General features: G+C 51.4%; 19 protein-coding genes. 16 read left to right on the plus strand and 3 right to left on the minus strand.

The window, feature by feature from the left end:
- Positions 1–2: 2 nt before the first annotated feature.
- The 4 genes from queA to AC0YNX_RS01485 all read left to right on the plus strand — a co-directional run bounded on the left by queA (position 3) and on the right by AC0YNX_RS01485 (position 3614).
- Complete coding sequence (gene queA, locus AC0YNX_RS01470) at positions 3–1049, plus strand: tRNA preQ1(34) S-adenosylmethionine ribosyltransferase-isomerase QueA (protein ID WP_475813884.1); 1047 nt, start codon at positions 3–5, stop codon at positions 1047–1049.
- Between the two features lie 23 nt (positions 1050–1072).
- On the plus strand, positions 1073–2206 hold the full coding sequence (gene tgt / locus AC0YNX_RS01475) for a tRNA guanosine(34) transglycosylase Tgt (protein WP_475813885.1): 1134 nt from the start codon (positions 1073–1075) through the stop codon (positions 2204–2206).
- A gap of 24 nt (positions 2207–2230) precedes the next feature.
- The gene (gene yajC, locus AC0YNX_RS01480) at positions 2231–2563 is read left to right on the plus strand and encodes a preprotein translocase subunit YajC (RefSeq protein ID WP_475813886.1); all 333 of its coding nucleotides are present in this window, start codon (positions 2231–2233) and stop codon (positions 2561–2563) included.
- Positions 2564–2750: 187 nt separating this feature from the next.
- Positions 2751–3614, plus strand: coding sequence for a DUF421 domain-containing protein (locus tag AC0YNX_RS01485; RefSeq protein ID WP_475813887.1), 864 nt, complete (start codon positions 2751–2753; stop codon positions 3612–3614).
- Between the two features lie 93 nt (positions 3615–3707).
- Here AC0YNX_RS01485 and AC0YNX_RS01490 read toward each other — a convergent pair whose 3' ends face one another.
- Together AC0YNX_RS01490 and AC0YNX_RS01495 are read right to left on the minus strand one after the other, a co-directional pair.
- Positions 3708–4574 carry a phosphatase PAP2 family protein gene (locus tag AC0YNX_RS01490; RefSeq protein WP_475813888.1) on the minus strand — a complete coding sequence of 289 codons (867 nt, stop codon included), beginning with the start codon at positions 4572–4574 and terminating at the stop codon, positions 3708–3710.
- 109 nt (positions 4575–4683) lie between these two features.
- On the minus strand, positions 4684–5085 hold the full coding sequence (locus AC0YNX_RS01495) for a TIGR04086 family membrane protein (protein WP_475813889.1): 402 nt from the start codon (positions 5083–5085) through the stop codon (positions 4684–4686).
- 163 nt (positions 5086–5248) lie between these two features.
- On the opposite strand from AC0YNX_RS01495, the gene AC0YNX_RS01500 reads away from it, so the two are divergent.
- On the plus strand, positions 5249–5998 hold the full coding sequence (locus AC0YNX_RS01500) for a YetF domain-containing protein (RefSeq protein WP_475813890.1): 750 nt from the start codon (positions 5249–5251) through the stop codon (positions 5996–5998).
- A gap of 70 nt (positions 5999–6068) precedes the next feature.
- Here AC0YNX_RS01500 and spoVB read toward each other — a convergent pair whose 3' ends face one another.
- Positions 6069–7676, minus strand: coding sequence for a stage V sporulation protein B (spoVB, locus tag AC0YNX_RS01505; protein WP_475813891.1), 1608 nt, complete (start codon positions 7674–7676; stop codon positions 6069–6071).
- A gap of 187 nt (positions 7677–7863) precedes the next feature.
- On the opposite strand from spoVB, the gene AC0YNX_RS01510 reads away from it, so the two are divergent.
- The 11 genes from AC0YNX_RS01510 to aspS all read left to right on the plus strand — a co-directional run bounded on the left by AC0YNX_RS01510 (position 7864) and on the right by aspS (position 21805).
- On the plus strand, positions 7864–8124 hold the full coding sequence (locus tag AC0YNX_RS01510; protein ID WP_475813892.1) for a post-transcriptional regulator: 261 nt from the start codon (positions 7864–7866) through the stop codon (positions 8122–8124).
- A 91-nt stretch (positions 8125–8215) separates the two neighbouring features.
- Positions 8216–9478, plus strand: a complete 1263-nt coding sequence (gene secD, locus AC0YNX_RS01515) for a protein translocase subunit SecD (RefSeq protein WP_475813893.1) — start codon at positions 8216–8218, stop codon at positions 9476–9478.
- Entirely contained in the window at positions 9468–10400 is a 933-nt protein-coding gene (gene secF / locus AC0YNX_RS01520; RefSeq protein ID WP_475813894.1) for a protein translocase subunit SecF, read from the plus strand. The genes secD and secF overlap by 11 nt, the downstream gene beginning before the upstream one ends.
- 77 nt (positions 10401–10477) lie before the next feature.
- A complete protein-coding gene (locus AC0YNX_RS01525; protein WP_475813895.1) occupies positions 10478–11389 on the plus strand; it encodes a cation diffusion facilitator family transporter in 912 nt (303 codons plus the stop codon).
- Positions 11390–11450: 61 nt separating this feature from the next.
- Entirely contained in the window at positions 11451–13853 is a 2403-nt protein-coding gene (recJ, locus tag AC0YNX_RS01530) for a single-stranded-DNA-specific exonuclease RecJ (RefSeq protein WP_475813896.1), read from the plus strand.
- Between the two features lie 22 nt (positions 13854–13875).
- Positions 13876–14388, plus strand: coding sequence for an adenine phosphoribosyltransferase (locus AC0YNX_RS01535; RefSeq protein WP_475813897.1), 513 nt, complete (start codon positions 13876–13878; stop codon positions 14386–14388).
- Positions 14389–14702: 314 nt separating this feature from the next.
- A complete protein-coding gene (locus tag AC0YNX_RS01540; protein WP_475813898.1) occupies positions 14703–16889 on the plus strand; it encodes a RelA/SpoT family protein in 2187 nt (728 codons plus the stop codon).
- 70 nt (positions 16890–16959) lie between these two features.
- Complete coding sequence (dtd, locus tag AC0YNX_RS01545; RefSeq protein WP_475813899.1) at positions 16960–17403, plus strand: D-aminoacyl-tRNA deacylase; 444 nt, start codon at positions 16960–16962, stop codon at positions 17401–17403.
- Between the two features lie 116 nt (positions 17404–17519).
- Positions 17520–17690, plus strand: a complete 171-nt coding sequence (locus tag AC0YNX_RS01550; RefSeq protein ID WP_475813900.1) for a hypothetical protein — start codon at positions 17520–17522, stop codon at positions 17688–17690.
- Positions 17691–18681: 991 nt separating this feature from the next.
- A complete protein-coding gene (hisS, locus tag AC0YNX_RS01555) occupies positions 18682–19929 on the plus strand; it encodes a histidine--tRNA ligase (RefSeq protein ID WP_475813901.1) in 1248 nt (415 codons plus the stop codon).
- A gap of 61 nt (positions 19930–19990) precedes the next feature.
- Positions 19991–21805, plus strand: coding sequence for an aspartate--tRNA ligase (gene aspS, locus AC0YNX_RS01560; RefSeq protein ID WP_475813902.1), 1815 nt, complete (start codon positions 19991–19993; stop codon positions 21803–21805).
- The last annotated feature ends 2 nt before the right edge of the window (positions 21806–21807 follow it).

Consider the following 21807-nt stretch of genomic DNA (forward strand, 5'->3'; position numbering starts at 1 on the left):
CTATGAATGTAAATGATTTTGATTTTGAACTGCCCGAGCAGCTCATCGCTCAGACGCCTCTTGCCGATCGAACGGCTTCACGTCTACTGACATTAAACCACGTTACCGGCGAAGTCGGTCATCATTCGTTCCCGCATCTTGCGGAGATGCTGCAAGAAGGCGATACGCTGATTCTGAATGATACGCGCGTCATGCCAGCAAGGCTGATGGGCGTAAAGTCAGACACTGGCGCAAAGGTGGAGCTTCTGCTGCTCAAGCAGCTTGAAGGCGACCGCTGGGAGACGCTTGCTAAGCCAGGCAAGCGGCTGAAGGTTGGCGCACAGCTCTCCTTCGGTGACGACGGCAACGGCGAACCGCTGCTTCGGGCGACTGTTGTCGCTGAAGGCGATATGGGCGGACGCGAGATTGAGTTTCACTATGAGGGCATATTCAATGAACTGCTTGACCGCCTCGGCGAAATGCCGCTGCCGCCTTATATAAAGGAACGTCTGGATGACCGGGAGCGGTATCAGACGGTTTATGCGAAGCATGAAGGCTCAGCAGCAGCGCCGACAGCGGGGCTGCACTTCACGAAGCCGTTTCTCAAGCAGCTGCAAGACAAAGGCGTACAGATCGGCTATATTACGCTGCATGTTGGGCTTGGGACGTTCCGTCCCATGTCAGTTGATACGATCGAAGAGCATACGATGCACTCCGAGTATTACGAGCTGAGCGAAGAGACTGCCGCAATGCTGCGTGCAGCGAAGGAGAGAGGCGGCCGAATTGTTGCCGTTGGCACAACTTCTTGCCGAACACTTGAAACCGTTGCATCCCGTTTTACGTATGAAGACATACGGGCATGCAGCGGCTGGACCGACATCTTTATTTTTCCGGGCTATGAATTCAAGCTTGTTAATGCACTGCTGACCAACTTCCATCTGCCGAAGTCGACGCTTGTGATGCTCGTTAGCGCCTTGGCTGGACGTACAGCTGTGATGAAAGCGTACAATGAAGCGATCGAACAGGAATACCGGTTCTTCAGCTTCGGAGACGCGATGTTTATTTACTAGGAATAGAAAGAGGACGTGCTGCAGTGGCAATCACCTATGAATTAATTAAAACATGCAAACAAACAGGAGCACGGCTGGGCCGCGTACACACGCCTCACGGTGTCATTGAAACACCTACGTTCATGCCAGTCGGCACGCAGGCAACAGTCAAGACGATCAGCCCGGAAGAGTTGAAGACGCTTGATGCTCACATCATTCTAAGCAATACATACCATCTGTTCATCCGCCCAGGGCATGAGATCGTCCGCCAGGCTGGAGGGCTGCATAAGTTCATGAACTGGGACCGTCCGATTCTGACGGACAGCGGCGGTTTCCAAGTGTTCAGTCTCAGCAACATGCGCAAGATCAGCGAAGAGGGTGTTGAGTTCCGCAGCCATTTGAACGGGGATAAGCTGTTCATCTCTCCGGAGAAGGCGATGGAGATTCAGAACGCGCTCGGCTCCGACATCATGATGGCGTTCGATGAATGCGCGCCGTATCCAGCTGAGTACGACTATGTGAAGAAGTCTCTGGAGCGGACGACGCGCTGGGCTGAACGCTGTCTGGCTTCACATGCCCGTCCACAAGACCAAGCATTGTTCGCTATCGTACAAGGTGGCATGTATGAGGACCTGCGCCGCCAGAGCGCGCTGGAGTTGACTTCCATGGATTTCCCGGGGTATGCTATTGGTGGATTGAGCGTCGGAGAACCGAAGGATCTTATGTACAATGTGCTCGAATGTACGGTTCCGCTGCTCCCGACCAACAAGCCGCGTTATCTGATGGGCGTTGGCTCGCCTGACGCACTGCTTGACGGCTCAATTCGAGGTATCGACATGTTCGACTGCGTCCTACCGACGCGTATCGCCCGCAATGGGACAACGATGACCAGCCAAGGACGCCTTGTCATCCGCAACGCGAAGTTCGCTGATGATTTTGGCCCGCTAGATCCGGAATGCAGCTGCTATACGTGCACGAACTACTCGCGCGCGTATATTCGCCACCTGATTAAAGCGGATGAAACGTTTGGCATCCGGTTAACGACGATTCACAACCTGCACTTCCTTATCGAGCTTATGCGTGGTGTGCGTGGAGCGATTATGGAAGACAGACTGCTTGACTTCCGCAACGAGTTCTTCGATAAGTATGGCTTGAACGAGAGCAATAAAGGCTTTTAATTTGAGGAAAGAGGTGAATCCATTATGACAGCAGCATCCTTACTCCCATTTGTACTCATGTTTGCGGTATTCTATTTCCTATTAATTCGCCCGCAGCAGCGCAAGTCGAAGCAACGTAACTCCATGCTTGGCTCGCTGAAGAAAGGCGATAAGATCGTAACGATTGGCGGTATGCACGGTACGATTCTGGAAATTTCCGACGACACGGTTGTATTGCGCGTGAACGACTCCACGAAGATTACGTTTGACCGCAGTGCAATCAATAACGTCACTTCTGCAAGCGCAGCGACTTCTGCCGTACAAGCAGCGCCTGTTGCCGAGAAGAAGGAAGAGAAGGCAGACAACATTAAAGCCTAACTCATAAGTGAAACGTATGATCGAAGACGGCATCTCCAGTTCACACTGGCGGGGCCGTTTTTTTCTGTTTTTGTAGAATTTACTTTTGCCAAATGGACAGCGACGCCGTTTACACATGTTGCTCATAATTTCCAGCCCATGCGCCCATACTAAGCCCTACAACTGGAAAAATGGGGTGTAGGAACAAATGTCTTCTTGGATTGAGATTGCCCTTCGAACGTTGTCAGCTGTAGCATTCCTGCTTCTGATGACGAAATTGCTAGGCAAGAGACAGGTGACCGAGTTGTCCGTGTTCGAATATATAACAGGGATCACGATTGGGAATGTCGCTGCATATATATCGCTTGACACCGATGCCAAGTGGTATCTGGGATTTCTCGCACTTGGCGTGTGGGTTGCGGTCTCGCTTGGCATGGAGATGATGCAATTAAAGAGCAAACGAGTACGGGACTGGATTGATGGAACGCCGACCGTTCTTATTCAGAAAGGCAAAATATTGGAGAAAAACTTGAAGAGAGAGAAACTCACGACCGATGAGCTGCTGCAGCAGCTGCGTACGAAGGACGTGTTCAACGTTGATCAAGTTGAATTTGCCGTAATGGAATCAAGCGGTGCAATCAATGTGCTGCTCAAGTCGGAGTATCAGCCACTTACTCCTAAGACATTAGGCCTGCGTGTGCCTGCGGAGCATGAGCCGAAGCCGGTCATTATGGACGGGAAGGTGCTGCTCGATTCACTCACCCAGAGAGGCTATGACGTGAATTGGCTGGAGAAGGAATTGAAGAAGTCTGACCTGCGCATCGAGGACGTGTTCCTGGCGCAGCTGGACGATTACGGATCGCTCTATATTGATTTGTATGATGATCAGGTTAAAGTGCCCAAGACCACGCAGAGCCAAGCGGCGTTGCTTGCTCAGTTGAAGAAGTGCGAAGCAGACATGGAGATGTATGGCATGTTGACCGCTGATGAGAGCGAGAAGCTCAAATACGCGGCATGCTCGAAGCAGCTCAAGCATCTTATTGACGAAGTGCGGCCGCTCATTTATCAGTAATATAAAAAAAGACCGTCTTTCTTATGATCCAGCATGGTTGATCGCCAGCTGCGCCATAAGAGAGCACGGTCTTTCTATTGTTAAGGATGAACCTTATTTAGCGTCTTCGCGCAAGTACTGAACTTGTGCCGGTGTTGTTAATGCTCTGCCTCGGCGGCTGCGTTGTGCGAGTGTCAGCCTGCTCAGCTTCATCCCTACGGTGGATGCGACAGTAGCGAGAACGAGTCCGCCGCACATATCGATCAGCCAGTGGATGCCCATGTAGAAAATCGTGAAAATGATGACTGCAGCGCTAATCGAACAGAACCAAGCCCAACGTTTGATGCCGGAGCGAATAGCGAGAATTGCGAGCGTAACAGAGATCGATGTGTGCAAGCTCGGGAAGCAGTTATCAAGGCCTGATAGCGCGCGATATTGGCTCTCAAAGTTAGGGAACACATCAAGCATCAGGAATCTCACATGCTGCGGGTCATGGTACCACACTTCGCTGACCGGGAAGAACAGATAGAACGGAATAGCCACGAGATAGTTGATCATGATCGCGTAGCAGACTGCATAGAACATCCCTCTGTCCTTGCTGCGGTTCGTATAGATGGCGATGGATGCAATCAACATCGCTTGGAAGACGACGACGTACATGAAAGCAAGAATCGGTGTCAAGTATTTGTTCTCGAACATGTGCTGGAGATTACTGACGAAATTGCCTTCAATGGACTGGAACAAAGTAGCGAAGTCATGTGTCAGGTTAAGATTGCTCTCGATGCGAAGCTCGAATTTATTACAAACCAGAATTAACATGAGAGCGACGAAGTGAAGCATATATTTGCGATTGAAAACTAACTCTCTTAAAAATAACCCTGCGACGGTGAATGGATTGCGAGCAGCTCCAAACCAGATCAGCAGCGTCACGGTAATTGCCGTGTAGACTGCGACCGTCGTCATGTTGTCAAACAAAGTCATATTACTTCCTTGCCTCCTAAAGGACTCCCGTTGTTGCGATTCGATCTAGTATAGCATATATAGCATGTCAGATGATATTCCAAAAGTGTTCATATTCGGGACATGCTGCCTATGAGCGTTTCGCATTTACGCCGATCATACCGCCAAGCGCGCCGCTGAGCAGCGTTTCAACCAACATCGTGAAGGTGCGGCCGCTGAAGCCGGTGTTAGACGCAAGGAAACTGACAATAAGGATGAGAATGCCATAGGCGATGCCAAGCAGACCTCCATAATACCAGCCACGCGAACCAGAACGCTTGCCTGCTACGAAGCCGCCTGCAAGGGATGAGCAGCCGTGGACGATCAAGCTGTACATCGGAAGCTGGGTTTCCTGCATGCTGCCGAAGCGCAGCATGGCGGACAGAAGCAGAGCGCCGAGTGCAAGCCATACAGAAGCATACAGGATGCCGGATAGCATCGGTGAAGCCATGTGAACTTTCGGAACATTTTTCATGGCATTAATCGGTTTCATATACCTATCCCTCCAATTATTTACGAACCTGTTCTCGATTATTACAACATATGGTCAAGCTCTTATGATTTATTACCATAAATTCGAATATCCCCCTTCGTATGATGGGATGTGCATCAGGTGACAATAGTTGTACTTTGACGGAAGCAGGAGGGCGATGACTATGGAATACATGGAATTAACGTTCCGTACGCTACTCATCTACGTTGTTGTTTTTCTCATCATGCGCTTGATGGGGAAGCGGGAAATTGGCAAGCTGTCGGTGTTTGATCTTGTCATTTCAGTCATGATCGCCGAAATTGCGGTCTTTGTTATTGAGGATACGGATCGGCCGTTGCTCGACGGTATTCTGCCGATGGTTGTGTTGCTTGTGGTGCAAATCGGAATTGCGCTCGTATCGCTCAAGAGCCGGAAGTTGCGTGTGTGGTTTGACGGCAAGCCGACAGTACTAGTGGAGAGAGGGAAATTGAACCGGGAAGCGATGCGTAAGCAACGCTATAATCTGGACGATCTGCTGCTCCAGTTCCGGGAGAATAAGACGAACATTGCCGATGTGGAATTCGCAATTCTGGAAACGACCGGTAAGCTCTCGATTATCCAAAAGGATGTCAAAGCGCGTGACAGCGCAGAGAACAGAGGATCACAGGGCACGAATCCGAATCTGAATTCGGGATCGGCGTTTCCGAAGCCTTTTCCACGAAACTATAAGTTTGAATCGCTGCCGGTTCCGCTCATTATGGACGGTGAAATTCAGAAGACGAATTTGGAGCAGCTCGGCAAGGATCGGTTCTGGCTGAACAATCAGCTCCGGCAGCGGGGGATTATTGATGTCAAGCAAGTATTCCTCTTAACGATTGACCACCGCGGCAAGCTCTTTCTGGATGCAAGACGAACACGAGGACCGCGTAAATAGAGTAGAGTAGGATGAAATCAGAAGTAAGTAGACAGCATCGGCCAAGCGAGGTCGGTGCTGCTTGTGCGATTTAAGGACGGAACCAGCGGCCAAGAAAGGGGATACGCGCAGCGTCATAGCGGTCAACGATTCGCATCATTACCATGAGGATCATGTAAATAAGCGCTCCGGTGAAACATGCCATGATAAGGTTCTGCCATAATGCTGGCAATGCTTGCAAATTCATGATCCATAGCGAAGCGGCGCCCATGATGAGCATGGCGGAGCCGACTTTCAGGAAGTCCATCAGCTGCATGCTGAAACCTGTTGCTCGCACAACGCTGATCCAGTGGAGCACCGTGACGAGCACAATGTTGACATTAATCGCGATGAGTGCGCCATAGATGCCAAGTGACGGCTGCGAAGCGAGTTCCATGATCAGGACGAGCTTCACAACCGCGCCTATGAAGGTATTCATGAGTGCTGTCGCAGGCTTGTCAAGCGCTTGAAGCGCTGCCTGCAGCGGTGCTTGCATGTAGATAAACAAACCGACAGGCGCAATCCACTTCAGCATAGGAGCGATCTCGACATGGTTGTACAGCACACGGCAGATGGGCTCTGCGAACAGAATCATAATGACAATGAACGGTGCGCCAGTGACGAGCGAGAGGCGCATGGATTGGTGGAGCCGCTTGTGGATAGTCGTCTTGTCCCCTTTGGCAGCAGCTTCGGAGAGCGTTGGAACAAGGGAGACCGCAAGCGAGTAGGTCAGCGCAGTCGGAAGGAGCAGAATAGGAATGATCATCCCTTGGAGCGCGCCATATTGTGCGGTTGCAGCGCTTGTTGCAATGCCGGCAGCAAACAGTGCGCGAGCGGTTAGAATCGATTCAAGCAGATAGGAGAACGAGCCGATCATTCGGCTGCCGGTGACAGGAACCGAGAGATTGATTAATTTGCGCATAACCGGCTCACGCTTGGAAGGTCGAAGCGATGACCCAGTAGCGGGAGCATCGGATGCTTCACCTGCATTCTCCTCGCGAATGATCGCCAGCTTCACGCGCTTACGGTCTCTAGCATATTGCCACAGTAGAATGGCGAAGCCGCCAACCTCGCCTACGACAACGCCGAGCATCGCGCCTGCCGCGCCCCACTCGAGCCCATAAGGCAGGAGCAGCTTCGCAAACAATAGCGCAAATATAATGCGGATAATCGTCTCGCATATTTGGGAGAGCGCTGTCGGAATCATATTTGCTTTCCCTTGGAAATAGCCGCGATAGACCGAGGAGATGCCGATAATGATTAGCAGCGGGGACATCATCCGCAGCGTCTGATAGACTCGGTGATCCGTCATGAGGCGCGTAGATATCCAGGGGGTAAGCACGATAAACAACAAAGTGAGCACCACCGACAAGCCGATTGTGAGCGCCATCGCCGCGCGGAAAACCTGCTTCACGCGCTTCGAATCGCCGATTGATTCCGCTTCCGCGATCCATTTCGCAACTGCGAGCGGGATTCCTCCCGTAATAAAGGTGAGCAGCACGATGAGAAAAGGATAGCCGAGCTGGTAAAGTCCGACGCCCTCGGCGCCGATAATTCTAGGGAGCGCGATTCTCGGAACGAATGCAAGGATCCGATTGACGACCCCTGCAACGAGTAATATAAGCGCGCCTTTGATAAACGTTTGCTTCGTCACGGTCATTTCCTCTCCCTTACCATGGATCCTGGAATTGCGCACAACATGTCCTTGTTCTCATGCTTATGCGCAGCATGTCCGCGAACATGCAGTCATTTTTTCGGTTCGGGATGGATATTGGCAGGAAATGTGTGACAGGGTAGCGAAATAGTACAAAGTTCATATGGAAATAGCGTAAGGAGGCCCGGGAATTATGACAAGCGAGAATGAGCCGTTAACAAGCGAAGCGTGGGTCGAGAGCATTGAGCAGTTATGTCAGAGCAAAGCAGAAGAGTTCCGCATGATCGGCTACGAGCATGTCTCAGGCAACGATATCTGGGAATGCGTGAATGATCGGTACAAGAAGACGGGGCAGCCAGCCATGCACCAGGTTGTAAATGACATTTTATCGCTTAAAGTGACAAAATTTATGAACTTTATGACGATAAGCGCCTATAAAGGAACCCATTTTTAAACAGATGGGCTCTTTTTTTTGACTCGTTTTTCAGGCATCGTTATAATAGGAATGTTGACACAAGAGAACTTAAGGGGGAAATGAGGGTATTATGAATCGTCTGTTAGCATTCATAATCATCGTCGTCGTATCTGTCGGCGTTGTTGCTGGGACAAGCAATTGGCTTTTCAAAGATGTGAAGCTAGGGCTTGATTTAAAGGGTGGCTTTGAAATTCTGTATGAAGCACAGCCTATTGAGCCTGGCGGTAAAGTAACGAAGGATTCCTTGATCGAAACGGCCAAGAGTCTTGAAGCTCGTGCAAATGCTACAGGCGTAGCGGAACCGGAAGTGACAACGGAGGGCTCTAACCGTATCCGTGTTAAGATTGCCGGCGTATCCGACGAAGCTAAAGTTCGTGAAATCCTCAAGAAGCCTGCTGAACTGACTTTCCGCAGCGCGGATGGTTGCGCGGCTGACAAAGGCTACTGTAAAGTCGAACTTCGCGGTAGCGACTTCAAACAGAATGGCGCCGACGTTCAGCAAACGAATCTCGGTCAGTATGAAATTACAATTAAGTTGAAAAGCGCGAAGCAATTCGCAGAAGTAACTGGCAAAATCGCGAAGCTCGCTCCAAATAACCAATTGGCGATTTACCTCGATGAAACGCTGCTGTCTGCACCTAACGTAAACGGTGAAATCAACAGCACGGATGCTTCGATCACAGGTAACTTTACTCACGAAGAAGCAAACAATTTGAAGAATACGATCAACCTCGGCTCGCTTCCGCTGAAGCTGACAGAGAAGTACACGCAAAGCGTGGGCGCAACTCTAGGTAAGCTTAGCTTGCAAGAAACATTGTTTGCAGGCGCTCTCGGTACGGTGCTCATCTTGCTCTTCATGATGATCTTCTACCGTCTGCCTGGTATTATCGCAAGCTTCTCGATTCTCGTTTATATTTGGCTGCTGCTGCTTGGCTTCAACTTGATTGGAGCGACGCTCACGCTGCCAGGTATCGCGGCGTTCATCCTCGGTATCGGTATGGCGGTTGATGCCAACATCATTATGGCTGAGCGGATCAAAGAAGAGATGCGCAGCGGCAAGAGCATCATGTCTTCACAAAAAGCAGGCTCGAAGCATTCGTTCCGCACCATTATTGATGCGCACGTTACGACAGCGATCGCTGCACTCGTGTTGTTCTTTATCGGCGTAGGTTCCGTTAAAGGGTTCGCGATTATCTTGCTTCTCAGTATTATCATCAGTGTCTTGACTAACGTGTTCTTCTCGCGTCTGCTTCTGTCTCTCATCATTCGCAGCGGCTTGGTTAAGAAGAAATCTTTATTCGGTGTGAAGGAGAGTGAAGTACGTGCGCTTTAGTGGATTTGCACAAGTATCTGAAGGTAAATTCAACTTTGTAAAGAAGGCCCGTTACTTCTTTATTTTCTCGATAATCATTACAATTCTCGGCATCGTGACGCTCGGAGTCTTCGGCCTGAACTATGGCGTAGACTTCCGTGCTGGGTCCAGCGTAGATATTGCGCTCAAGAAGGATCTATCAGGGCAGAAGGCTGAGATTGAGAAATTTCTTAGTGACAATGGGTTCGGCAAGCCTGGGCTGACCGTTGGCGCTAGTCGTGTAACACTTCGTTTCGATGATGTGCTTGACGATGCGAAAGAAAAGCAGCTTAAAGCAGGCTTCACGGAGAAATTCGATAAGGATGCTTCGATGGAGGTTAATACCGTAGACGTTGAAATCGCCAAAGAGCTTCAAACGAATGCGCTTAAAGCGGTTCTCGTTGCTAGTATCGGTATCGTCATCTATGTCAGCATCCGTTTCGAATGGCGCTTCGCTGTAGCGGCGATTGTCGCTTTGCTGCATGACGCGTTTATCGTTATTAGCTTGTTCTCGATCTTCCGATTGGAAGTGAATCTGCCGTTTATCGTTGCGGTGCTGACGATTATCGGTTATTCGATTAATGATACGATCGTTATCTTCGACCGAGTCCGTGAGAACTTGCGGTTCGCGAAGCTTAAGACACCGGAGGATGTTGCGAAGGTTGTTAACGAAAGTATCTGGCAAACGCTTGTCCGTTCCATCAATACAGTTATGACTGTCGTTGTGGCGGCGCTTTGCTTGCTTATCTTCGGCTCCGTATCCATTAAGTTGTTCTCGCTTGCAATTCTGTTCGGCCTTGTGAGCGGCGCGTATTCGTCGATCTTCATTGCGAGCCCGCTTTGGCTGGTTCTGAAGAACAAACAAAAACCGAAGGCAGCAGTCAAGTCTCCAGCTGCTTCGTAGTATAGTAGGATAGAGGACAATCGCAGACCTTTGTTTTGGAATTGCATAAAGTTTAAGTCAACTCATAGGAGGCGTCCATGTCAGCGAACCAACGTTATGCTAATGCAGAGTCTGCCGCATGGACAGGGCTAATCGGCAATGTCTGTATCGCAGCAGTTAAAGGCGGGATTGGCTTGTGGTCAGGCAGCAAATCGCTGCTTGCAGACGCATGCCGATCTGCGTCAGACGCAGCCGCATCGTTCGTCTCCTTAACAGGTGTCCGTAGATGCAGGCAGCTAGGCTCTCCTCACGCTCCGGTTCCGGCTTCCAAGGGTCGCTTGGAAGCGGGATCGGGCATGGCGGCATCCTTGCTGCTCATGATCGTCGGACTTGAAATCGGCATCTCGGCTATCAAATCTATTGCCGACGGTGTTGATGACGGACCGAGCTGGCCTGCAGCCGTCGTCGTAATGTTAGCTTTTCTGATTAAGGAAATTCGGTTCCCAGTGAAAGAACGTGGAGCAGACCTGTACGCATCGGTAGCTGCGCTTGTCGGAACAGGCGGCGCTATGTTAGGTAAGCCGCTTCATATGCCGGTCTTATACTATTTTGATCCAGCGGCTTCGCTCATCATCGTTGTCATTGTGTTTACAAGCGGCTATCGTGTCGCATCGGCTTCTGTCATGCGCAGAAGGTACCAGGAAGTAGAGCCTGCGGACATGTCCGAGGTGAAAGCGGTTGTGCAGCGCATGGAAGGCGTAATTAATGTCGAAGTGCTCCGCGCTCGCGAGCACGGTCATTACGCCGTCGCAGAAGTTGTCATTAGCGTGAATCCGCGCATCTCGGTACTCGAAGGCAATGAAATTGCGAAGCGGGTCAAATATTTCTTGATGAAGCGGTTCAGCCATATGACTGAAGTGACGGTCCATGTTGAGCCTTACGATCCAGGGTATCCGTACAAAACAAATCATGAAGTAAGTCAAGAACAAATCCCGACGCTACTGCAATAGCAGCTAGCGTTCCTTTTTTTTTTTTTGAACTCTTGATTAGGAAAGGAGGAATCTCGCGGATATGATTCAGTCAAGAACAAGATGGAACATCGCTGCTCTTGATATTGAAGGGGAAGCGCGGGCTGCGGTGCTGGCGAGAACGTTATCGCTATCGCCGCTAGTTGCAAGGCTGCTTGTGCAGCGAGGCTATGATCGAGTGGAGAGTGCCAAGCAGTTTCTAAGCGGAGGCGCCGAGTGCCTGCACGATCCATTCCTGCTTAAAGGGATGGAAGCTGCAGCAGGGCGCATCCATCAAGCGATTGAACGCGGTGAGCGCGTGCGGATCTACGGCGATTATGATGCGGACGGCGTGTCATCCACGACGCTGATGACGTATCTCTTTCAGCGTCTTGAGCTGAGCTTCGATCACTATATTCCACATCGTACACGCGAAGGCTATGGTCTGAACAAAGCGGCGCTCGAAGCATCCGCTGCAGCAGGTGTAACACTGGTCGTAACGGTAGATACTGGAATTAGTGCTGTAGACGAAATTGCTTATGCGAATGAGCTAGGCATCGATGTTGTCGTAACGGATCACCATGAGCCGCCGCATGTATTGCCTGACGCCTATGCGATTGTTAACCCGAAGCAAGAAGATTGCAAGTATCCATTCAAAGGGCTTGCCGGAGTAGGCGTTGCGTTCAAGCTGGCGACGGCCGTCCTAGGCGAACCGCCGCTTGAGTGGACCGATGTCGTCGCACTCGGGACGATTGCCGACTTAATGCCGCTGACGGATGAGAATCGGGTGCTGGTCAGATTCGGCATTGAGCAGCTTAGATTGACCGATAAGCCAGGCTTCCGCGCACTGGCTGAAATTGGCAGTATTGATCTTGCCAATCTGACGGCGACGAACATCGCTTTCGGGATGGCGCCGCGCATTAACGCAGCAGGCCGGCTCGAGCATGCGAATCTCGCGGTTGAGCTGCTTACATCCGGGAATGATGAAGCAGCAGCTGCCGGAGCACTCACTTTGGACAGCTTGAACCGTGAGCGCCAGCAGATCGTCGAAGACATTGTGCAGGAAGCGCAGCAGATGTGGGAGAACAAACGCAGTGCTGCCGCAGCTGCGGGCAAGCCGGATCCTTCCGTTATCGTGTTGGCAGGCGCAGGCTGGAATGCAGGTGTCGTTGGGATAGTCGCATCCAAGTTTATCGAGAAGTATTATAAGCCGACGCTCATTCTCGGCCTTGATGTGGAGACCGGCAAATGCAAAGGCTCGGCTCGTTCAATCGAAGGCTACGATCTTCACGCAGCGCTGACGGCATGCGATGAGCTGCTTGAGCATTACGGCGGCCATCAAGCTGCCGCAGGGATGACGCTATACAGCACCAACTTGGCGCCATTCGAAGAGCGGCTAGGCAAGCTTGCAGATGAATGGCTAACCGAAGAGGATTGGATTCCGAAGACGACGATCGACCTCGCATGCAAGATGGAAGACGCGACGATTAAAGTCCGTGAACAGCTCGCTCAGCTCGAACCTTTTGGCGCTGGCAATTCGGCGCCGAAGCTTCTGCTGCATGGCATTACGGTCGCTGACCGCAAGGCAATGGGCAAGGAGAGCAAGCATTTGAAGCTGTCGGTAAGCGGTCAAGGAAAGCTGCTCGACGCAGTGAGCTTCGGCAGCGGACATCTGACAGACCGATTGTCTCATGGTGCCACCATTGAACTGGTAGGCGAGCTTTCGGTTAACGAATGGAACGGCCAACGTAAAGCGCAATTTATGATTAACGATATGCGAATCCCCCAAATTCAGCTGTTTGACAAGCGTGCCGATGTCGGCAGCGAATCCATTCGGCTGCTCGGCAAAGTGCTGAAATCAGCTGCTTTCACCGAAGGGATTGTCGTTGTACCAAGCGAGACTTGGAAGGAAGCTATAGAGTCGTCTGATGATGTCACAGTTTCTGGGCATGTTCAGCTCTTGACATATGAGTCACTTATAGGTCAAAGTGTACGATGTCCACATTTATTTGTTCTTGGCAAACCGGCTTCTGCAGAGAAGCTGGCGATGTCGATGGCAGCGTGTAAGCAGCTAGAAACGGTCCATTTGCTATATGACAGCAGTGCGAAGTTCAGCTTTCCGACGCGCGAGCAGTTCGGTCAACTATACCAGCTGCTTCGCCGTGAATGTCCAATAGCGGAAGAGAGCTGCACGCAGCAATTCGCTACGAAGCTGAACTTGTCTGTGTCCACAATCGCACTCATGCTCCGAGTTTTCACAGAGCTTGAGTTCATTAAGTCGGAGGCAGGACTCCTTGAATTGCTCCCTGTTACGGTGAAGCGAGAGCTGTCGCACGCCAAGGAATATCGCGAGGCGCAGCACGAAGCCGAATCGAACGAGATATTGTACGCGTCAGCGAAGGAAATGACTGAATGGATACAAGCAGCCGTGTCGCTGCATGGGAATGAGCACGCATCATCATTTTAACGAAACGAAGGAGAAGGATTACATGAATTATAAAGATTACATTCGAATCATTCCGGATTTCCCGCAGCCGGGCATTAAATTTAAAGACATTACAACATTGACGAACAATGGTCCGGTATATGCTGCTGCAATCGACGCTATTAAACAAGCAGTGTCTGATAAAGTAATTGACCTCGTTGCAGGTCCGGAAGCGCGCGGATTCATTATCGGTGCGCCGCTTGCTATTTCGCTTGGCGCTGGCTTCGTGCCAATCCGCAAGAGCGGCAAGCTGCCTGGAGAAGTCGTTGAGGCTTCTTATGATCTGGAGTACGGCAATGACAAGCTTGCCATCCATAAAGATGCGATTAAGCCTGGTCAGCGTGTTCTTATTGCAGATGACCTGCTTGCAACGGGCGGTACCATTGCAACGACGATCAACCTCATTCGCCAGCTTGGCGGTGAAGTGGTAGGCTCGGCATTCCTTATTGAGCTTGGCTATTTGGATGGTCGCACGAAGCTTGACGGCATCGACATTTTCTCCCTAATCACTTACTAAGCAATAGCGACTACCATGACACCGGACTAAAGGGGCAGATGCCTGCAGCAGTCCGGTTTTCCTATTTTGCATACAAGTCGATATAGGAATTGGCTTCCAGTAGATACAACATTCGGTTTTATTCGTCATGAATCTTCATGGAACCCGGCTAGAATGAACGGCTACTAGGCTGCGGAGGTTGACGTAAAGGCTTCCTAACAGGCATAATAATAGGAAAACTCGGGGCTACCCTATTATTTTTTCGGACACACATGACTTTAAGAATTGGGAAGTAAACCGCGCCGATGGGGCGCGCTTTTCCGGAAAGGACATTCATGGGCATAGAGCAATTACTCGACAAAGCATCGACCTATTTGAAGGAACAAGATTTGACACGGATCAAGGAAGCTTACGAATTTGCCGATCAGGCCCATCACGGGCAAGTGCGCAAATCGGGAGAGCCATATATTTTGCATCCAGTCGCGGTTGCAGAAATTCTCGTCAACATGCAGATGGATGTGTTGTCGATTATTGCTGCACTTCTTCATGATGTCGTGGAAGATACAACTGTTCCGCTCGAAGAGGTTCGGTCCCGGTTCGGAGATGCTTGCGCTGCTGTCGTCGATGGCCTGACCAAGCTGGAGAAGATCAAGTTCCGTTCGAAGGAAGAGCAGCAGAATGAGAACTACCGTAAAATGTTCGTCGCCATGGCGCAGGACATACGGGTTATCCTCATTAAGCTTGCTGACCGCCTTCATAATATGCGGACGCTTAAATATCAATCCGAAGAAGCCCAGCGGCGTGTCGCTTACGAGACACTGGAGATCTTCTGTCCGATTGCCCACCGCCTCGGTATGTCGGCGATCAAGTGGGAGATGGAGGACATCGCGCTGCGTTACTTGAATCCGCAGCAGTACTACCGCATCGCCAACCTCATGAAGAAGAAGCGGGCAGAGCGGGAGCAGTACATTGCTGATGTCATTGGCCGGATTCGCGAGAAGCTTGAAGATATGGGCATCGAAGGCGACATTTCGGGCCGTCCTAAGCACATATACAGCATCTATAAGAAGATGACCGCGAGGAGCAAGCAGTTTAACGAAATCTATGATTTGCTTGCGATTCGGATCATCGTTGACAATATTAAGGATTGCTATGCGACGCTTGGCATTATCCATACGCTATGGAAGCCGATGCCGGGCCGTTTCAAAGACTATATCGCAATGCCAAAAGCGAACATGTACCAGTCGCTCCATACGACGGTCATCGGACCAACAGGGGAGCCGACGGAGGTTCAAATCCGTACATGGGATATGCATCGCACCTCTGAGTTCGGTATCGCGGCTCATTGGGCGTACAAGGAAGGCGGCGTTGTGCCAGCTGGCTCCTTCGAGGACAAAATGACGCTGTTCCGCGAAATTATCGAGCTGCAGCACGAAGCAAGCGACGCATCGGAGTTTGTGGAATCGCTGAAGATGGATTTCTTCTCGGATCTTGTATTCGTCTTCACGCCGAAGGGCGAAGTGTTCGAGCTTCCCGCAGGCTCTGTTCCGCTTGATTTTGCCTATCGTATTCATACCGAAGTCGGCAACCGGACGATCGGTTCGAAAGTCAACGGACGTATCGTTCCGCTTGATTACAAGCTGAAGACTGGCGATATTGTGGAGATTCTGACATCGAAGCATTCATATGGCCCTAGCCAGGATTGGATCAAGATTGCTCAGTCGTCGCATGCGCGCAGCAAGATTAAGCAATGGTTCAAGAAAGAGAAACGTGAAGAGAACGTGCTCAAAGGCCGCGATCTGATTGAGCGTGAGCTGAAGCGTCTTGCACTCGAACCTTCCAGCTTTATGTCGGATTCTCAGCTCCAAGAAGCGGCGCTCAAATTCACGTTTAATGATATTGACGATATGCTGTCTGCCGTCGGTTTCGGTGGTATTACGGCGGCTCAGATTTGCACGAAGCTGACGGAGAAAATGCGCCGTGAAGCTGAAGAAGCGAGTCAGATCGAGCTGACGAACGAGATGAAAGAAGTGAAGTCCGCGCCAGCGCATCAGCGCAAATCGCGTCCTACGCATGGCGTTGTCGTCAAAGGCGTCGATAATTTACTTGTTCGTTTCGCACGCTGCTGCAATCCGGTGCCAGGTGACGCGATTGTGGGTTACATCACTCGCGGACGCGGTGTTTCCGTTCACCGGATGGATTGCCTCAATCTCACTTCAAGCGCAGAGGGCGAAGAAGCTGCTCGTATGATTGAAGTCGAGTGGGAGCAGTCTGTTGAAGCCAATTACAGCGTCGACATCGAGATTACGGGACATGATCGTCCGGGCTTGCTCAATGAAGTGCTGCAGGCAGTATCGGAGAGCAAGACGAATATTTCCGCGGTGTCGGGCCGTTCGGACAAGAATAAGATGGCGATGATTCATATGACCGTGCTCATCCGCAACATCGAGCATTTGGGCGCCGTTGTAGAGCGTATCAAACGCGTGAAGGATATTTATTCCGTTCAGCGGATTATGCAGTAAAGAGTTGCCTCGTTACCGTCTAAGCGAGTTACAGTTGTAGGTGATAAGGGACAAGGGAGATTCAGCGGGCATGAAAGTAGTGGTTCAACGAAGCAAAGGAGCTTCCGTCGTCATTGATGGCGAGACGGTTGGCTCCATCGATAAAGGGCTTGTCCTGCTCGTGGGCATTACCCACGAGGACCGAGAAGCGGATATCAAGTGGATGTCGGACAAGATTGCAGGCCTTCGGATCTTCGAAGATGAGTCGGGCAAAATGAATCTGTCTGTTCAGGAGATCGGCGGGGCGATCCTATCGGTGTCGCAATTTACGCTTTACGGCGATTGCCGCAATGGCAGACGTCCGAATTTCATGGCGGCTGCTCGTCCGGAGCAAGCTGAGCCATTGTACGAAGCTTTCAATCAAGCTCTTCGCGGCAAGGGATTGGTCGTGGAGACAGGCCGATTCGGTGCGGAGATGGATGTATCTCTGACGAACTGGGGACCGGTTACTTTGATTGTGGACTCCAAAGCCTAGGCATTCGCGGCAAGCGATGCATAAGCGCGTGTTAGAAATGGGCAAAGCGGGCAAAACTAGAAACCAAAGCAGCATATACAACACGTGTATGTGATAACGGTGGAGGGATACTCGCAATGCATCAATCGCGTAAAGAGCAAGGGTATGAGCGTGTCTCGCGCAGAATACTACATGCAGACCGCCGCGAGGCGCTTATTTTCTCGGAGCTGGAAGAGGACATCGAAGCCGCAGCCGAGTGGGGCGGAGGAGCCATGCCTAAGCGTGAACCGAAAGGTGAGCGCGGATAATCGCGACTCTTGATTGTCGAAAGTTAGGGAATGACCAAGAAATCGCTTTATTTTTTGTAATATAACTGTAACTTGTTTTCAATCTTCCTCTAACATGGTCGGCCTATAATAATAGTCGACCCCCTTTTTTGAATATATTACTTTGATGGACCTACAACTTGTGTGTAGGTCCTTTTTCTTTTGTGGGGTTTTTGTGCAGGGTTTGTTTTGTAGGGCAGCATGCCCTATAACTAACTTCTCCCGCAGGATACATGCGGGCCCTCAGGTTACCGTGGAGTGCAACGACACCTGGTAACCATCAACTCGCGCCAACGTAAAGCGGGTCCCGCAAGGGACGTAAAGCGAGCCAAGCACGCATTCGCTCACCATCGCCTCAGTCGCATTTCTCGTTCCCATGGTCCCGAATGGGACACCAGGTAGCTAAACAGCGCCACAAAGTTAAGCGTGTCCCGTTAGGGACGAAAGCGCTCCTACCCCAAACGCAACTCGCGAGCGCTTCTCGGTAACTCTTACGTTATACCGTTCCGGGTGGGGCCCCATACAAGAAGGGGATGCGTACGCAAAGTTGGTAAACCCTTGGGGTCCCCCTGGTGAGGGGGATTTAGGGGGTCACCCTTGACTAGGATAGTCATAATCTGTACAATAGAAGTTATATTGTGTCGATCCGTTGAAAGGACCGCTTCGTTCTACCCGCACCTACTCAGAGAGGGATTCCATGGCTGCAAGAATCCTTGGCGTGCATGAGCGAACAGACTTCCTGGAGGACATACGGCGAACCTGCAAGTGCTGCCCCGCAGCGCTGCTCATTAGCTGTACTGCGTAGTCGGGCGTTAACCGAGTAAAGCGATAGCAGCGACCATAAGTCGTGCTTATCGGAATGTGGGTGGTACCACGGTAGCTTTGTAATTTACAAGCTCTCGTCCCTTTTGCCTTATTTGAGGCGGAGGAGCGGGAGCTTTTTATGTATTGATTATGATAAGGGGGAATGGACATGGGCTTTCAGAAGCCTCCGGGCACGCAGGACTTCCTGCCGGGTTCGGTAGAGAAATGGCAATTTGTCGAGAGCAAAGCGCGTGATATTTGTCGCCGCTTTAACTTCCGCGAAATTCGGACGCCGATGTTTGAGATGACCGAGCTGTACAAGCGCGGTGTCGGCGAGACGACAGACATCGTAGAGAAAGAAATGTATACCTTCACGGACCGCGGAGATCGCAGCCTGACTCTGCGTCCAGAAGGAACGGCAGGAGCGGTTCGCGCTTATGTCGAGAACAAGCTGTATGGCGAGCCTGATCTGACAAAGCTGTACTATATCGGACCGATGTTCCGCTATGAGAGGCAGCAAGCAGGCCGTTACAGACAGTTCCACCAGTTCGGCGTAGAAGCGCTGGGAGCGGTTGATCCGGCACTTGATGCGGAAGTCATCGCACTTGGCTACACGTTCTACAGCGAAGTTGGCCTTAAGGATGTGCGCGTGGAGATAAACTCCGTGGGTACGCCTGCTGTTCGCGCCGCCTTCCGCGAGCGTCTGCTTGAGTTCCTTACGCCAATGCGCGAGGTGCTCTGCAAAGACTGCCAATCGCGTATGGAGCGCAATCCGCTGCGCGTGCTGGACTGCAAGACGGACCAGCATCGTTTTGAAGAAGCGCCTTCGATTCTGGATAGTCTGGATGACGAGTGCCGTACACACTTCGAGGCGCTGCAGGAGCACCTCACAGGGATGAACATTCCTTTTGAAATCAATCCACGTCTCGTTCGCGGCCTTGATTATTACACGCACACCGCGTTCGAGTACAAAGCAGAAGGCATCGGCGCGATTGATACGATCGGCGGCGGCGGCCGTTACAACGGTCTTGTTGCCGACATCGGCGGTCCGGATCAGCCAGGTGTTGGACTGGGTCTTGGCTTGGAGCGCACAGTGATGCTGCTTGAGAGTCAAGGAGCACAACTTGATAACCTGCACCAGGTTGATGTGTACATGGTCGCGCTTGGTGAAGCGGCTGATCGCGAAGTTACGCGTCTGCTGCACGGCTTGCGCCTCCGCGGAGTATCCGCAGAGCGCGACTACCAAGGGCGTAAGATGAAAGCGCAGATGAAGTCCGCAGACCGTTTGCAAGTGCGCTTCACAGCGATCCTCGGCGATGACGAGCTAGCTCGCGGAGAAATTGCCCTGAAGAATATGGCGACTGGGGAGCAGAAGTTCGTGAAGCTCGATCAGATTGCAGACGAGATTCTCAGCTAAAACAAGCACCATCTATAGATGCTTGATTTCATACCCATTATTAAAGGAGCGAGTAACCATTATGATGTTAAAAACTCACGCTTGTGGAACACTTACGAAAGCGGAAGTAGGCCAAACCGTTACACTGAATGGTTGGGTTCAGCGTCGTCGCGACCTTGGCGGCGTTCTCTTTATTGACCTGCGCGACCGTACAGGCATTGTACAGATCGTATTCAACCCTGACTTCTCGGGCGATGCGCTTGCCATCGCTGACCGTGCTCGTAATGAGTTCGTGCTTGCCATTCGCGGTCAAGTCGTAGAACGCGACGCTGAGACAGTGAACAGCAACATCGCTACGGGCGAGGTTGAAATTCGCGTGACAGAAATCGAAATTATGAACGCAGCGAAGACGCCTCCGTTCCCGATCGAAGACGGCGTTGAAGTTGACGAGTCGCTTCGTCTGAAGTATCGCTATCTTGACCTTCGTCGCCCTGAGATGCAGAAGACGTTGCTTCTTCGCTCCAAGGCAGCGAAAGTTTTCCGTGACTACCTTGACGGTCAAGGCTTCATCGATGTAGAAACACCGATCTTGACGAAGAGCACGCCAGAAGGCGCGCGCGACTATCTCGTACCAAGCCGTGTTCATCCAGGAGAATTCTTCGCATTGCCGCAATCGCCGCAAATCTTCAAGCAATTGCTCATGGTCAGCGGACTTGAGCGCTACTACCAAATCGCTCGCTGCTTCCGTGACGAAGACCTTCGTGCTGACCGTCAACCGGAGTTTACGCAAGTCGACATCGAGACGTCGTTCCTGTCGCAGGACCAACTGCTCGACCTGATGGAAGAGCTTGTTGTGAAGCTGTTCCGCGAAACGATTGGCGTTGAGATTCCTCGTCCGTTCCAACGGATTACGCATGCAGATGCTATGAACAAATATGGTTCCGACAAGCCGGATCTTCGTTTTGGCATGGAAATGGAAGATATCACTGACATCGTTGCAAGCAGCGACGTTAAAGTATTCGCTTCCGTAGCGGCAAGCGGCGGCGTTGTTAAGGTGTTGAACGCTAAAGGCTGCGCTAGCTGGAGCCGTAAAGAACTTGACGACCTGCAACCATTCGCAGCACGCTACGGCGGTAAAGGTCTTGCATGGGTAACGGTAAAAGAAGGCGAATGGCGCGGTCCGATCGTGAAATTCTTCAAGCCGGAAGAAATCGAAGCGATGACAGCTCGTCTTGGCGTGGAAGAAGGCGACTTGCTCCTGTTCTCTGCGGACAAGAAGAAAGTCGTAGCAGATGTTCTCGGCAACCTGCGTCTGAAGATCGGCAAACAGCTCGGCCTGATCGACGACTCCAAGTTCAAGCTTGAGTGGGTTGTTGACTTCCCGCTGCTAGGCTACGACGAAGAGGCAAAACGTTACGTAGCGGAGCATCATCCGTTCACGCGTCCTAACGAAGAAGACATCGCCCTGTTCGAATCAGATCCAGGCGCTATCCGCGCTCAAGCCTATGACCTCGTCCTGAATGGCTATGAAGTAGGCGGCGGTTCGATGCGTATCTACAAACGCGACGTGCAAGAGCTGATGTTCAAAGCGCTTGGCTTCTCGATGGAAGAAGCACACGAGAAATTCGGCTTCTTGCTGGATGCATTCGACTACGGTACGCCTCCGCACGGCGGCTTTGCATTCGGTTTCGACCGTCTCGTGATGCTGCTGACTGGCCGCACCAACCTGCGTGAAACGATCGCATTCCCTAAGACGGCAAGCGCAACAGACCTGCTTACAGATGCTCCGTCCGAGGTCGATATTGCTCAGCTGCAACAGCTGCATATCCGCACGATTCAGAAGCCTGTGAAGCAGCCTGAGGCTGCAGCTGCAACTGCAGCAGCGCAGGAGAATTAATT

The sequence above is a fragment of the Paenibacillus sp. J31R98 genome (genome assembly GCF_056269245.1).

Excerpts from the sequence above, each read along its gene's own strand:
- queA (WP_475813884.1), top strand. The coding sequence starts at position 3 with ATGAATGTAAATGATTTTGATTTTGAACTGCCCGAGCAGCTCATCGCT.
- yajC (WP_475813886.1), top strand. The coding sequence starts at position 2,231 with ATGACAGCAGCATCCTTACTCCCATTTGTACTCATGTTTGCGGTATTC.
- AC0YNX_RS01485 (WP_475813887.1), top strand. The coding sequence starts at position 2,751 with ATGTCTTCTTGGATTGAGATTGCCCTTCGAACGTTGTCAGCTGTAGCA.
- AC0YNX_RS01490 (WP_475813888.1), bottom strand. The coding sequence starts at position 4,574 with ATGACTTTGTTTGACAACATGACGACGGTCGCAGTCTACACGGCAATT.
- AC0YNX_RS01495 (WP_475813889.1), bottom strand. The coding sequence starts at position 5,085 with ATGAAACCGATTAATGCCATGAAAAATGTTCCGAAAGTTCACATGGCT.
- AC0YNX_RS01500 (WP_475813890.1), top strand. The coding sequence starts at position 5,249 with ATGGAATACATGGAATTAACGTTCCGTACGCTACTCATCTACGTTGTT.
- spoVB (WP_475813891.1), bottom strand. The coding sequence starts at position 7,676 with ATGACCGTGACGAAGCAAACGTTTATCAAAGGCGCGCTTATATTACTC.
- AC0YNX_RS01510 (WP_475813892.1), top strand. The coding sequence starts at position 7,864 with ATGACAAGCGAGAATGAGCCGTTAACAAGCGAAGCGTGGGTCGAGAGC.
- secD (WP_475813893.1), top strand. The coding sequence starts at position 8,216 with ATGAATCGTCTGTTAGCATTCATAATCATCGTCGTCGTATCTGTCGGC.
- AC0YNX_RS01525 (WP_475813895.1), top strand. The coding sequence starts at position 10,478 with ATGTCAGCGAACCAACGTTATGCTAATGCAGAGTCTGCCGCATGGACA.
- recJ (WP_475813896.1), top strand. The coding sequence starts at position 11,451 with ATGATTCAGTCAAGAACAAGATGGAACATCGCTGCTCTTGATATTGAA.
- AC0YNX_RS01535 (WP_475813897.1), top strand. The coding sequence starts at position 13,876 with ATGAATTATAAAGATTACATTCGAATCATTCCGGATTTCCCGCAGCCG.
- AC0YNX_RS01540 (WP_475813898.1), top strand. The coding sequence starts at position 14,703 with ATGGGCATAGAGCAATTACTCGACAAAGCATCGACCTATTTGAAGGAA.
- dtd (WP_475813899.1), top strand. The coding sequence starts at position 16,960 with ATGAAAGTAGTGGTTCAACGAAGCAAAGGAGCTTCCGTCGTCATTGAT.
- AC0YNX_RS01550 (WP_475813900.1), top strand. The coding sequence starts at position 17,520 with ATGCATCAATCGCGTAAAGAGCAAGGGTATGAGCGTGTCTCGCGCAGA.
- hisS (WP_475813901.1), top strand. The coding sequence starts at position 18,682 with ATGGGCTTTCAGAAGCCTCCGGGCACGCAGGACTTCCTGCCGGGTTCG.
- aspS (WP_475813902.1), top strand. The coding sequence starts at position 19,991 with ATGATGTTAAAAACTCACGCTTGTGGAACACTTACGAAAGCGGAAGTA.